The 13,882-nt window shown below is 68.0% G+C and carries 8 protein-coding genes; 3 read left to right on the top strand and 5 right to left on the bottom strand.

Features of this window, described 5'->3' with window-relative positions; all coding sequences use genetic code 11:
- Positions 1 to 5 precede the first annotated feature (5 nt).
- From nagA to AC1VXD_RS03355, 5 genes are read right to left on the bottom strand one after another with little or no spacing between them, the layout of a single operon-like run.
- Positions 6 to 1,133 (bottom strand): N-acetylglucosamine-6-phosphate deacetylase, encoded by a 1,128-nt coding sequence (nagA, locus tag AC1VXD_RS03375; protein WP_482990828.1) that lies wholly within the window; start codon positions 1,131 to 1,133, stop codon positions 6 to 8.
- Positions 1,130 to 1,906 (bottom strand): DeoR family transcriptional regulator, encoded by a 777-nt coding sequence (locus AC1VXD_RS03370; RefSeq protein ID WP_108770774.1) that lies wholly within the window; start codon positions 1,904 to 1,906, stop codon positions 1,130 to 1,132. The genes nagA and AC1VXD_RS03370 overlap by 4 nt, the downstream gene beginning before the upstream one ends.
- A gap of 34 nt (positions 1,907 to 1,940) precedes the next feature.
- Positions 1,941 to 3,275, bottom strand: a complete 1,335-nt coding sequence (locus AC1VXD_RS03365) for a D-tagatose-bisphosphate aldolase, class II, non-catalytic subunit (protein WP_482990827.1) — start codon at positions 3,273 to 3,275, stop codon at positions 1,941 to 1,943.
- 17 nt (positions 3,276 to 3,292) lie between these two features.
- Positions 3,293 to 4,231: an ROK family protein gene (locus AC1VXD_RS03360; RefSeq protein ID WP_482990826.1), complete on the bottom strand. Its 939-nt coding sequence runs from the start codon at positions 4,229 to 4,231 to the stop codon at positions 3,293 to 3,295.
- Positions 4,224 to 5,390, bottom strand: coding sequence for an SIS domain-containing protein (locus AC1VXD_RS03355; RefSeq protein ID WP_482990825.1), 1,167 nt, complete (start codon positions 5,388 to 5,390; stop codon positions 4,224 to 4,226). Before AC1VXD_RS03355 ends, AC1VXD_RS03360 begins: the two co-directional genes overlap by 8 nt.
- A 323-nt stretch (positions 5,391 to 5,713) precedes the next feature.
- On the opposite strand from AC1VXD_RS03355, the gene AC1VXD_RS03350 reads away from it, so the two are divergent.
- The 3 genes from AC1VXD_RS03350 to AC1VXD_RS03340 all read left to right on the top strand — a co-directional run bounded on the left by AC1VXD_RS03350 (position 5,714) and on the right by AC1VXD_RS03340 (position 13,601).
- Entirely contained in the window at positions 5,714 to 9,073 is a 3,360-nt protein-coding gene (locus AC1VXD_RS03350) for a TIM-barrel domain-containing protein (protein WP_482990824.1), read from the top strand.
- Positions 9,074 to 9,204: 131 nt separating this feature from the next.
- Complete coding sequence (locus tag AC1VXD_RS03345) at positions 9,205 to 12,180, top strand: TonB-dependent receptor domain-containing protein (protein ID WP_482990823.1); 2,976 nt, start codon at positions 9,205 to 9,207, stop codon at positions 12,178 to 12,180.
- A gap of 65 nt (positions 12,181 to 12,245) precedes the next feature.
- Positions 12,246 to 13,601, top strand: a complete 1,356-nt coding sequence (locus AC1VXD_RS03340; RefSeq protein ID WP_482990822.1) for a Gfo/Idh/MocA family protein — start codon at positions 12,246 to 12,248, stop codon at positions 13,599 to 13,601.
- Positions 13,602 to 13,882 lie beyond the last annotated feature (281 nt).

Genomic DNA, 13,882 nt, shown 5'->3' with positions numbered 1-13,882 from the left:
GTGCATCAGGCGTGTGCAGCGTTCAGATCGACGACCTGCCCGCCCACCACCACCTGCTGCAGGCGCAGTCCGGCGTCCAGCACCACCAGGTCGGCACGGGCGTCGGGCGCGATGCGGCCGCGATCGTCAAGGCCCAGGTAGGCGGCGGGGAAGGTGGAGACACGTTGCGAGGCCTCGGCCAGGTCCAGGCCCACCTGCACCAGGTTGCGCAGTGCCTGGTCCATGGTCAGCGCACTGCCGGCCAGCGAGCCGGTGGCCAGGCGCACGCAGCCGCCGCACTTGTGCACGCGCTGTTCGCCCAGCGCGTATTCGCCATCAGGCATGCCGGTGGCGGACGTGGCATCGGTCACCGCGTACAGGCGCGGGATCGCGCGCGCGGCCAGCCGGATCACGCCGGGGTGGATGTGCTGCAGGTCGGGAATGATCTCGGCGTACTGCGCATGTGCCAGCGCAGCGGCGGCAATGCCCGGGCGGTAGTGGTCGACGCCGGTCATGCCGTTGAACAGATGGGTGAAGCCGGACGCACCGGCCTGCAATGCGGCGACGCCTTCTTCGTAGGTGCCGGCACTGTGGCCCAGCTGCACGCGGATGCCCATCGCCGCCAGCGCGGGAATCAGCGCGGTGTGCTCGCCGATTTCCGGTGCCAGGGTCATCACCCGGATCGGTGCCAGCGCGTGCAGCTGCTGCACCAGCGCCAGCGTCGCCTCGATCGTGCGGTTGGGCTGTGCGCCCAGCCGCTGCGGGCTGATGAAGGGGCCTTCCAGATGCACGCCGACGATGCTGGCCGCCTCGGCATCGGGGGATGCCATCGTCGCGGCCACGCCCTGCAGCGCATGCTCGATCTGGTCCAGGCCGGCGGTCATGGTGGTCGCCAGCAGGGTGGTGGTGCCGAAGCGCAGGTGGGTGCGGGCGATGGTGCGGGCCACGTCGCCGCCCTGCATCAGGTCCACGCCGGCCGCGCCGTGCACGTGCAGGTCGATGAAGCCGGGCAGGATCACCGGCAGCTGCAGGTCGTCGGCGCCGCTGTGGTCATCCACCTGCAGCTGGCGGATGTGCGAATCGAACTGGACGTGGCCACGGCGCCAGCCCAGCGGGGTAAGGATGCGGCCGTGCAGGCGGCGGGTGTCGGTCATGGCGGTGTCTCGGCGATGATCACTTCGATGCCCAGCCGCTGCAGCCCCTCGCGGGTGGCATCGTCGATGCCGGCGTCGGTGATGATGGCGTGGATCTGGTCCAGGAGCGCGATGCGGTGCAGGCTGACGCGGCCGAACTTGGAGGCGTCGGTGAGCACCACGATGCGGCGCGCGCGCTCGACCATGCGGTGGTTGAGGCGGGCTTCGGCTTCATCGTGGGTGGTCAGGCCGAACTGCAGGTCCAGGCCATCCACGCCCAGGAACAGGGTGTCGAAGCTGTAGGAGTTGAGGCTGGCTTCGGCCTGGCTGCCCTGCAGCGACAACGACTGCTGGCGCAGCAGCCCTCCGGTCAGCAGCACGGTGATGCCCGGCGCGTTGGCCAGTTCCCAGGCGATGTTCAGGCCGTTGGTCATCACCGTCACGTCGCGATGGCCGCGCAGGTGGCGGGCCAGGGTCATCGTGGTCGAGCCGGAGTCGATGATGATGTTGTCGCCGGCCTGCACCAGCCGCGCCGCGGCGGTGCCGATGGACTCCTTCAGCGGCAGGTTCAGCGCATCCTTTTCATGGATGTCCTGTTCCTGCGGCGGCGTGCGCACCAGGGTGGCGCCACCGTGGGTACGGGTGGCCAGGCCCTGCGACTCGAAGTGGGTGAGATCGGCACGGATGGTCACCGCCGACACGCCGAAGCGCTCGACCAGATCGGCCACCTGCACCGAGCCATGCTCGATCAGCAGCTGCAGGATCTGTTGCCGGCGGGAGCGGGTGTTGCGCATGGCCATCTCTCGGTTTCGTCAGGAAAGGTAGAGATTAGCCGTTCGCAAGAACGGAGGCAGCCGAACTTGCGTTCTGCTTGCGGCTGCCGGCCTGGTTGGCGCTGCAGGCGCGGGCGTATTCGCCCAGGCACTGGCCGATGCGGTGCTGCACCAGCGCGCTGGGGGTATTGGCGAGGGCGCCTTCGCGCACGGCGCGGTACTGCTCGGGCAGGTACTGGCTGAGCAGCACCAGCGGCGGCGCCTGCCGTTCCAGGTTGGCGAACAGCGTCTGCACCGCCTGCAGCAATGCCGGCTCGCCCCAGTAGTAGCGGCAGCGGTCGCTGAAGGAGAAGCGGCGCAGCAGGCGCAGCTCGGCCTCGTCGCCCTGGTAGTACGGTTGCCAGTACTTCGGCTGCGCCTGCATCACGTCGTCCAGTACCTGCGGCAGGCGCGAGCATTGCGCGTCCGGCAGCAGTTCGACCTCGATGGCGGCCAGCGCGAACAGCGCCTCGCGGTAGGCGAAGGTCGCCGCCGGGCCCACCTTGAGGATGGCGAAGTGGTCGCGCACCAAGGCGTGCAGGCCGCTCTCGCGCTGGTAATCAGTGGAATGCGCTTCGAACACGATGCGCGGCTGCTGTTCGAGGAAATCCGCGAGCACACTGGCGGCCGCCGGGTCGTACTCGTGCACGCTGCTGTGGTCGAAGTCCACGCCCGGCTGCACCACCATGGCGATCACGCGCTGCCAGGCATCGCGCAGCTGCGGCGTGTCGAAGGCCTGCTGGTGGATGGCCAGGGTCTGCGCGGCAGCGGCCGGCGTGGTCACCTGCAGGCCACCGGCGAGCGAGGCTTCGCCACCGGGCACCGGCACTTCGGTGCCGATGACGTAGACCGGCGGCGGCAGGCCGTTCGCAGCAGCAGTGCGCTCGGCGATCCCGGCCAACTCGGCCGAACGTGCGGCGACGATGGCATCGGGCAGCGGCACCGGGTCGTCGGCGCAGGACATGCTGCAGTCCAGGTGGATCTTGTGGAAGCCGGCGGCCACGTAGGCCTCGATCAGCACGCGCGCGTGGGCCATCGCTTCGGCGGCCGGGCGCTTCTGCCAGGCGTTCGGGCCCAGATGGTCACCGCCGAGGATCAGCCGCTCACGGGGGAACCCCTCTTCATCGGCCAGCATGCCGACGTAATCGCGGTACTGCGGCGGGGTCATGCCGGTGTAGCCGCCGAACTGGTCAACCTGGTTGGAAGTGGCCTCGACCAGCAGCACGGTGCCGTGCGCCAGCGCCACGTGCATGGCCGCGCGCAGCACCTGTTCGTTGCTGCAGCAGACGCTGTACAGGCCGACGTTGGTACCGGCGCGGTGGGAAGCAAGCAGGGTCTGCAGCGGGGACATGGTCAGGCTCCGGTCGATCAGGAAAACGAGGGTTGGCAGGCGAGCAGGGCGGCACCGCGTGCACCACCGGCATCGCCGAAGCGCGGCGGCACGATGGGCGGCACCTGCGCGCCGTTGAACAGATGCACGGCAACGGCGGCGGGCAGCAGCTGGTACAGCGGCGCGTACTGCGAAAGGCCGCCACCGAGCACGATGACGTGCGGGTCCAGCGCCAGCACCAGTGCGGCCAAGCTGTGGCCGAGCAGATCGCGGTGGATGTCCAGCGCCTGCCGGGCACGCACATCGCCGGCGTCGGCCAGGGCGATCACCGCGCTGGCGTCGCGCGCGCTGCCGCCGAGATGGCGCGCGATCATCGCCACGCCGCTGCCGGACACGTAGCGTTCCACGCAGCCCTGCAGGCCGCAGCCGCAGTCCAGCAGGGGCAGGCCGTGGCGCTGCAGCAGGTGGCCAGGCACGCTCCAGTGGCCCCACTCGCCGGCCAGGCCGTTGAAGCCGGTCAGCAGGCGGCCCTGCAGGCAGAAGCCACCACCGGCACCGGTGCCGAGGATGGCGCCGAACATGCTGGGGTAGCCGTCGGCGGCGCCACCGTGCGCCTCCGACAACGCAAAGCACTGCAGGTCGTTGCCGAAGTGCAGCGGACGCTGCAGGCGTGCCTTCAGGTCCTGCGCCACGCACTGGCCGGTCAGTGCCGGTACGTTGGCGCTCAACTGGCGGCCACTGCGGCGGTCGCGCACGCCGGGCAGGGCGATGCCGATGGCGGCGTCACTGCGGCCCAGCGTGGCATCCGCCTCGGCCACCAGCGCGACCACCGCCTGCAGGAAGCCGGCGTAGTCGCCCTGCGGGGTGGCCACGCGGCGGCGCCAGGTGACCTGCATCGCCGCATCGCACGCCACCAGCTCGATCTTGGTTCCGCCGATGTCGATGCCGTAGCAGGCGTGCGCGATCAGCTCAGCCATGGTGGATGGTGACGCCCTGGACGACGCGGTTGACGGTGCCGTCCGGGAACGGATTGTCCGGGGTCAGGCCCAGCGCGGCCGAACGCTGCAGCGCGAACAGCTGCGCAAAGCCGAGCCACACCGGCGCCAGCCACGGGTCGTCGAGCGCCGGTTCAAGCACGGGCACGCTGAGGGTATGGTCATCCTCGGCGCCGATATCCGCATGCGGACCGATCGCCAGCACCTGGCCGGCCACGCCATCGCGGCGCAGTTCTTCCAGCAGGTCCTGCTCGTAGCGGCGTGCCAGCGGCTGCACGCTGCGCAGCACCACCACCAGGGTGTCGCCGTCCAGCGTGGACTTGGGGCCGTGGCGGAAGCCGAGTGGTGTGTTGGCAAGGGCCAGCACGCGACCGGCGGTCAGCTCCAGCACCTTCAGCGCGCACTCGCGGGCCAGCGCTTCCAGCGGACCGCTGGCCAGGTAGATCACCCGGTTGAACGGGCGTTGCGCCAGTGCCGCGACCGGTGCATCCCACTGCGCCAGGCCTTCGTGGCCGAGCGCGGCGATCTGCTTCAGGCGCGCGACGCGTGCCTCCCACGGCGAGCGGTCGAACACGGTCAGCGCGGCCAGCAGCATGCAGGTCAGGCTGCTGGTCATGGCGAATGCACGGTCGCAGCTGGCCGAAGGCATCAGCAGGGTGCAGGTATCGCTGCGGCCGGCGCCGCGACGGGCCAGTTCGCCATCGGCGTTGCAGGTGATGTCGAGGAAGCGGGCATCGGCCACGTCACTGCGGACGCGGTTGACCGCGGCCACGCTTTCCGGGCTGGAACCGCTGCGGCCGAACGACACCAGCAGGGTGGGGCGGTCGCGCTGCAGGTACAGCGCCGGGTGGGTCAGCAGGCTGGTGGTATGCACCACGCGCACCTCGGCCGGCCACTGCGCGTTGATCGCATCGGCCACCATCTCGGCGATGAAGCCGGAGCTGCCGGCGCCGGTGAACAGCACGCGCTGGTTGGGATCGTTGAGGCTGTCGCCGAGGAAGGCCTGCAGGCGGTCGCGGGCACGCGACAGGTCCTGCGCAAGGGCTTCCCACAGCGCCGGCTGCTGGGCGATTTCGGTAGCGGTATCGGCTCCGCCGCGGCGCTGCCAGGCGGACACATCGGAAAGCAGGGTGACGTCCATTCGGAGGTTCCAGTTGGGCCAGCGCACCATCAGCGTTTTCTTTCGAAATGTCAAACATCGAAAGCAAAAAGAAAGAAAGTGGCTGACGTGACTTGCCCGGGATGGGGTCGATCGCGAAACGCAAGAATCGGCCGGATGCGGTATCGCACAATGCTTAACAGGGAGTTGCAAGCGCTTACACAAAGTATTGCGACGCAACAACTTTCGTTTCTACCAAATATATCTTCCGTTTTCCTTTCAGTTTATTGACATCTTTCGAATCACTGCCCTAGAGTCGGCCGCAACTGCTTTCGAAACGCCCGGTAAACGGGTTGGGAGTCCGTGTGGAGAACCGCATTCGTCGCTCGCCGCTGCTGCTGGCCCTGCTGCCGGCATTGATGCTGGTAGCGACATCGGCCCAGGCCGAGCCGGTCGGCAACCTGCGTTCGGTCAGCGCCAGTGACAGCCGCGACGGCGCGCACGGCTGGGATCTGCAGACCGACAACGGCGCGCGCATCCGCATCGAACTGCCGGCCGCGGACATCATCCGCGTGCAGGCCGGCCGCAAGGGCACCCTGACCGGGGCCGGCGACAAGGCCGCGCCGATCGTGCTGCCGCAGCCCAAGGCAAACGTGCAGGCGCAGCTGGAAGAAGACGCACAGGAAATCCGCGTGCGCACCGACGCACTGGTGCTGCATGTACAGCGGCAACCGTTGCGCCTGCGCCTGGAACGCCTGGACAACGGCCAGCCGACCGCGCTGTGGCAGGAACTGCAGCCGCTGGATCTGGATGCCACGCAGAGCGTGCAGGTGCTCTCTTCGCAGGCCGACGAAGGCTATTTCGGTGGTGGCCAGCAGAACGGCCGTTACCAGTTCAAGGGTCGCGAACTGGAGGTCTCCTACTCCGGCGGCTGGGAAGAAGGTGATCGCCCGAGCCCGGCGCCGATGCTGCTCAGCAGCCGTGGCTGGGGCATGCTGCGCAACACCTGGAGCGACGGCAGCTACGACCTGCGCCAGGCCGACCAGGCCACCCTGCTGCACCGCGAAGACCGCTTCGATGCCTATTACTTCGTCGGCGCCGACCTGCCGAAGCTGATCGAACGCTACACCCAGCTGACCGGCCGCCCGAACATGGTCGCGCGCTGGGCGCTCTCCTACGGCGATGCCGACTGCTACAACGACGCCGACAACAGCAAAAAGCCCGGCACCGTGCCCGAAGGCTGGAGCGACGGCCCGACCGGCACCACGCCGGATGTGATCGACAGCGTGGCCAGGCAGTACCGCGAACATGACATGCCCGGCGGCTGGATCCTGCCCAACGATGGTTATGGCTGCGGCTACCAGAAGCTGCCGGAAACCGTGCAGGGGCTGGCGAAATACGGCTTCCGCACCGGCCTGTGGACCGAGAACGGCGTCGACAAGATCGCCTGGGAAGTGGGCAAGGTCGGCAGCCGCGTGCAGAAGCTGGACGTGGCCTGGACCGGCAAGGGCTACCAGTTCGCGATGGATGCCAACCGCCAGGCGTTCAAGGGCATCCTCGACAATTCCGATTCACGCCCGTTCCTGTGGACGGTGATGGGCTGGGCCGGCATCCAGCGCTACGCCGTGGCGTGGACCGGCGACCAGAGCAGCAGCTGGGACTACATCCGCTGGCACGTGCCGACCCTGGTGGGTTCGGGCCTGTCCGGCATGGCCTACGCCAGCGGCGACGTCGATGCGATCTTCGGCGGCAGCGCCGAAACCTTCACCCGCGACCTGCAGTGGAAGGCGTTCACTCCGGTGCTGATGGGCATGAGCGGCTGGTCGTCGAACGCGCGCAAGCATCCGTGGTGGTTCGACGAGCCCTACCGCAGCATCAACCGCGATTACCTGAAGTTGAAGATGCGCCTGACCCCGTACATGTACGGGCTGGTGCACGAGGCCGCGCAGACCGGCGCGCCGCCGGTGCGTGGCCTGATGTGGGACAACCCGCGCGATCCGCATGCGCAGGATGAAACCTACAAGTACCAGTTCCTTCTCGGCCGCGACCTGCTGGTGGCGCCGGTGTACCGCAGCCAGGCGGCCAGCCGTGGCTGGCGCCGCGACATCCATCTTCCCGCCGGTGGCTGGATCGACTACTGGGATGGCCGCCGCGTGCAGGCCGGGGCCGAGGGCCGCCAGCTCGACCGTCAGGTGGACCTGGCCACGCTGCCGGTGTTCGTGCGTGCCGGTGCGATCCTGCCGCTGTACCCGTCGATGCTGTTCGACGGCGAGAAGCCCCTCGATGAAGTGACCTTCGACCTGTACCCGCAGGGCGATGCGCAATACACGTTGTACGAGGACGACGGCAACACGCGCCGCTACCAGAAGGGTGAATCGAGCACCCAGGTGGTGCGCGTGCACGCCCCGGCACAGGGCAGTGGCCCGGTGCAGGTGCAGATCGAGGCGGTGCAGGGCAGCTATGCCGGCCAGCTGGCACAGCGCCGCTATGGCCTGCGCGTGCTGAGCCGGCAGGTGCCGCGCGCGGTGCAGGCCGGTGGTCGCGCGCTGCCGGCGCTGGCCGATGCCGCCGCGTTCAACAGCGCCAGCGAAGGCTGGTACTTCGATGCCAAGGATCGCCGCGGCACGCTGCATGTACGCACGGCCACGCAGGACATCCGCCAGCCGCTGCAGCTGCAGCTGGACTTCGCCGTCACCGCCGCAGCTGCCGACGATGCCTTCCCGGCCGCACCGGTGCTGGGCCGCGAACTGCCGGCCGACAGCCTGCTGGTGGTCAACCGCCCGGCCGAAGAGCCGGGCCACGCGCTGGAAAACGCCTTCGATGATGACCCCAACACCTGGTTCCGCAGCGTGCGCAACCAGGCCGTGCGTACCGGTGCGCATGAGTGGGTGGTCGGCTTCGGCGAGCGGAAGATGATTGACGGCATCGAGATCGCGCCGCGCAGCGACAAGAACTGGAAGCACGGCCAGGTGCGCGACTACGAGGTCTACCTGGGCGACAGCAATGGCGAGTGGGGCGAACCCATCGCACGTGGCCGCCTGCAGTTGAAGGAAGGCGTGCAGCGCATCGACTTCCCCGCCCATGCCGGCCGCTTGCTGCGCTTCCGCGTATTGAGCGTGCAGAACCCCGAAGGTGATGGCGCCAGCAGCACCGATCCGATGGTCACCGCCGCACAGGGCAGCGCCCGCGCCTTCGACGCACTGCAGCCGCGCGATGTGGGCCCGATCGCGCTGTCCACCTTCCACATCCTCGAACACCAGGAACCGGAGCGACCGGCCCGGCAGCAGTATCTCTCCGAGCTGCCGGTGCCGGCCGCGCTTGCCAGCCAGGTCCGCGTCGACCAGTCCTTCCGTGGCGATGCCGGCCTGCGTATGAACGGCCTGCAGTTTCGCCGTGGCCTGGGCGTCGCTGGCAACAGCCGCATCGACCTGCGCCTGCAGGGCGGCTGGAACCTGCTGCGCGCCGATCTCGGCATCGACGATGCCTGCCGCACCGCCGGCGGCCTGCAGTTCCAGGTCTGGGGCGATGGCCGCCTGCTGTACGACAGCGGCCTGGTGAAGGCCCCCGGCGTGGTCAAGCCGGAGCTGGACATCCGTGGTCTTTCCACCCTGAGCCTGCGCACGCTGGGTGCGCAGGGCAGCCAACCCGCCCAGGTCTGCGCCAACTGGGCCAACGCCGTGCTGATCGGCCAGGAGGGCGACTCCGCCAGCATCGTCGCCCCATGACCCCCACGTAACACCGCTCCTCCCCCGCCCATTCCGACCATGGCTCCAGAGCCGTGGCCCGGGAGCGTTTTGCCCGCCAATCGCTTTCGCGCCGCCCACCCGCCGCGCACCCCTGCCAGGAGAGAACCCCGATGTTGCCCGCACGCCACTCCCGTCCGCCCTGTCGTTCCTTCGCCCCGCTGTCGCTGGCCATCGCCGGCGTGCTGCTGTCGATCGCCCTGCCTGCTGCCGCCCAGGACAGCAAGGACAACGCCACCGACCTGGCCCGCATCGAGGTCACCGGCTCCAACATCCGCCGCACGGACGTCGAAACCGCATCGCCGGTGCAGGTCATCAGCAAGCAGGACATCCAGAACATGGGTGCGCGCACGCTGCTGCAGGTGCTGGACAACCTGCCGGCCGCGCGGCCCGCGCAACAGGATTCGCGCTCGCTGTTCACCGGCTCGGACGGCGCCTCGCAGGCCAACCTGCGTGGCCTCGGCGCGCAGGGCACGCTGGTGCTGTTGAACGGCCGCCGCCTGTCGTACTACGGCGCACCGGCGGGCTTCCAGACCCAGTTCGTCAACATCGATGCGATCCCGGCCGCAGCCATCGAACGCATGGAAGTGCTGACCGACGGCGCCTCGGCGGTGTACGGCACCGATGCGGTGGCCGGCGTCATCAACGTGATCACCAAGCGCAATTTCCAGGGCGCGGAAATCAACTTCACCAACGATACCTCCTCGCGCATCGATTCCTACGGCGAGCGCCAGGCCAGCATCACCGCCGGCTTCGGCGACCTGACCGAGAACCGCTTCAACGTCTATGGCGCGGTGAACCTGTACCGCCGCGACGCGATTCCGCTCAGCGATTTCTACGACAAGCGCCCCAGCCAGTACTACGTCAACAACCCCAATTACCTCAGCGGCCTGCGCCTGGGCGTGGGCAGCAAGCCGGGCCAGTTCAATCCGGGAACTTACTTCGCCTTCGATCCGGTCACCGGCCGACGCGTGCAGGAAGCCGCACCGGGCTGCCAGAACGTGCTGCAGGGCCAGGCTGCAGGCCCCAGCTGCGTCTGGGAAACGTGGATGAACAACGAGATCGATGCCGGCGCCAAGTCCGAGCGCAACACCGCTTACCTCAACGGCACCTTCCTGGTGGGCGACAACACCGAGATCTTCGCCGAGGCCACCTACACCGACATCGACCTGCGCGCCAACGGCGGCACGCCGCGCACCTACAGCACCACCACCGGCAATCCGAGCAGCTGGTTCTCGCGCGATACCGGCACCACGGTCAATCAGTTCCTGTACCCGTACCTGGGCCCGAACAACGAGTACAACCACGCCAGCCCCGAACTGAAGGCGATGATGGGCGGCGTGGTCGGCCTGCAGTACCTGCTGCAGGATGCCGGTGCCAACTACTTCGGCCAGCGCAACACCGACCAGAGCTACCGGGTGCTGACCGGCGCGCGTGGCAACGTCGGTGACTGGAACTGGGAAACCGCCTTCGCCACCGCCGGCACGCACTCCACCACCTACCAGACCATCAACGTCAACCTGAAGGGCTTCGAGAAGGCCTTCGGTCCGTACTCGGTGGACCCGGGCACTGGCCGCGTCATCATCTCCGACCACCCGGCGTACACGTTCGGCGAGATCAGCGAGGCCAACGCTGCGCTGATCCGCGAAGCCTTCCCGACCTTCGACATCCAGTCCTGGACGCGCCTGCACACCCTGGACGGCAAGATCGAAGGCCCGCTGTTCCAGCTGCCTGCCGGTGAGATGCGCGCGGCCTTCGGCTTCAGCGCCAGCCGCGAAACCTTCTACACCCCGGGCAACCCGGATGCCGCCGCCGGCCTGATCACCCAGCAGGGTGGCTCGTGGTTCGACGGTGCGCGCAACACCTATGCGCTGTTCTCCGAAACCGTTGCGCCGATCACCGAAAAGCTGGAACTGGACGCGGCGCTGCGCGTGGACAAGTATCCGAACTTCAGCGCCAACGTCGCGCCGAAGATCGGCTTCAAGTACCAGGCCTTCAAGCAGCTGATGCTGCGCGGTACCTATTCCACCGGCTTCCGCGCCCCCAGCCTGGCCGAGTCGGGCAGTGGTGGTGTGTTCGCCCAGCTGGGCGGCTACCGCGACGAGGTGCGCTGCGCCGAGACCAACGCCATCGCCGACCTGCTGCGGCAGTCGCAGCGTGCCGGTGACGTGGACCTGGGCAAGAGCCTGGCCAACGTCGACTGCAGCCGCACCGTCGCCCGCATGACCCAGCCCAACCAGGACCTGAAGCCGGAAAAGGCCAAGATCGCGACCCTGGGCTTCGTCTACGAGCCGGCCAGCTGGCTGTCAGTGTCGGCGGATTACTGGTTCATCTACCGCAACAACGAGATCGTCGCGCCGGACTTCAGCCGCGATACCGACATCATCTCCTCCTCGCGCTCGCCGATCACCGATGCCGACCGCGCCAACCTGGCGCAGCTGGCGGCGATGTGCGCCGACCCGGCCAGCGGCGTGAGCTGCCCGGCCGTGCTGCCCGGCTACAGCGTGGGCAACGTGGCCAGCGTGGTGGGGCAGTACAAGAACCGCGGCAAGACCCTGGTCGATGGCTTCGACATCGATGCACGCAGCCGCTTCCCGCTGGGTGACTGGGGCGGGCTGAACGTGGGCCTGGCCGCCACCATCGCCAACCGCAACCGCTACTACATGGATGACGAAAGCGGCTGGTATTACGGCGACGTGGTGGGCTACTACAACAACCCGCGCCTGCGCGCCACGCTCAACGCCGACTGGACCTACAAGCAGGTGACCACCAGCATGTTCGTCAACTACGTGGGCGGCACCAAGTGGGCGCGCGACCGCGTGGATGCAGTGGACAACAACAAGGACACCTGCACCGCCGGCTTCCTGGCCCTGGAGGCCAGCAAGTGTGATGGCGCGCCGTCGTGGTGGACCGCCAACCTGAGCGTTACCTGGCGCCCGGACGACGCCTGGAACCTCAGCTTCACCGTCAAGAACCTGTTCGATCGCCTGCCGTTCTACGATCCGAACAGCTTCTTGGGCGATTCCAGCGATTACGCCACCATCTTCGGCCGCGGCTACAGTGTGACCGTCGGCTACCGGTTCAAGTGATTCCGTTCGTGTGACCCGGGTGCGCCGGTCGTGGCCGGCGCACCTTCAAGAGGAGAGTGTTTGCCATGAAGCGTAGGGAATTCATCGCGGCCGGTGCCGCCGTCGCCGCCAGCAGCCTGCTGCCGCAGACGCCCGCCTGGGCGGCAGGGCGCAAGGTGCGCCTGGCCATGATCGGTACCGGCATGCGGGGCCTGGTGCTGCTGAAGGAGCTGGTGCGCCGGGACGATGTGGAGGTGGTCGCGCTGTGCGACATCGAGCCGATCATGCTGGGCCGTGCCGTGGACATGGTGGCCAAGGCCGGCAAGGCCGCGCCGAAGACCTACGGCCAGGACCGCGACACCAACGCGTGGAAGCGCCTGCTGGAACAGAAGGGCATCGATGGCGTGGTCATCGCCACGCCATGGGAATACCACGCACCGATGGCGATTGCCGCGATGCAGGCCGGCGTTGCCGTCGGCTGCGAAGTGGTGGCCGGCATCACCCTGCAGGACCACTGGGATGTGCTGAAGACCCAGCTCGACACCGGCACGCCGTACATGCTGCTGGAAAACGTCTGCTACCGCCGCGACGTAATGGCCGCGCTGCAGATGGTGCGGCAGGGGCTGTTCGGCGAACTGGTACACCTGCAGGCCGGCTACCAGCACGACCTGCGCGGGGTGAAGTTCAATTCCGGCGATCCCAGCCAGCCCTACGACAGCGGCGTGGAGTTCGGCCCCAAGGGCTGGAGCGAAGCGCGCTGGCGCACCGAGCACTCGGTGCAGCGCAATGGCGAGCTGTACCCCAGCCATGGCATCGGCCCGTGCGCGATGTACACCGGCATCAACCGCGGCAACCGCTTCACCCACATCAACGCGTTTGCCAGCAAGGCGCGCGGCCTGCACGAGTACACGGTGGCCAAGAGTGGTGGCACCACCCATCCCAGCACCAAGGTGAAGTTCAAGCTGGGTGACATCGTCACCACCACCCTGGCCTGCGAGAACGGCGAGACCATCATCCTGCAGCACGACACCTCGCTGCCGCGCCCGTACTCGCTGGGTTTCCGCGTGCAGGGCACCAAGGGCCTGTGGATGGACGTGAACCATTCGATCCACATCGAAGGCCGCAGCCCGCCGCACCAGTGGGAAGAATTCAAGACCTACCAGGACCAGTACGAACACCCGCTGTGGAAGCAGAACGCCGACACCGCCGCCAGTGCCGGCCACGGTGGCATGGACTGGTTCGTCATCCACGCCTTCGTGGAAGCACTGAAGGCCAAGGCGCCGATGCCGATCGACATCTACGATGCGGTGACCTGGAGCGCGATCACGCCGCTGTCCGAGCAGTCGATCGCCAACAGCTTCCAGACCCTGGAGTTCCCGGATTTCACCGCCGGCGCGTGGAAGCAGCGCAAGCCGATCTTCGCGTTCGACGGCAAGTATTGATCTGTGCCCCCACGGTAGCGCCGGGCCATGCCCGGCGTTGCTGTTTCTGGCTGCACTACACTACGGCCCACCCTACCGGCGGAGCCCCAACCCGTGGCATGGCAGAAGATCATCGCCCTGCCGGACCAGCGTTTCATCCGTCCCTGTCTCCTGTAGAGCCGAGCCCATGCTCGGCTGCCTTTCGCTGCACGGCAGCGCGCCCCTGCAGATTCGAGCTTGCTCGACTGCTCCTGCAGCCGCCCGCACTACACTGTGGCCCCACCACCGGCGGAGCCCAACCC

The organism is Stenotrophomonas sp. STEN054, from assembly GCF_056854535.1.
The sequence above is the reverse complement of the archived record's forward strand: the minus strand, read 5'-3'. Positions and strand labels throughout refer to the sequence as shown.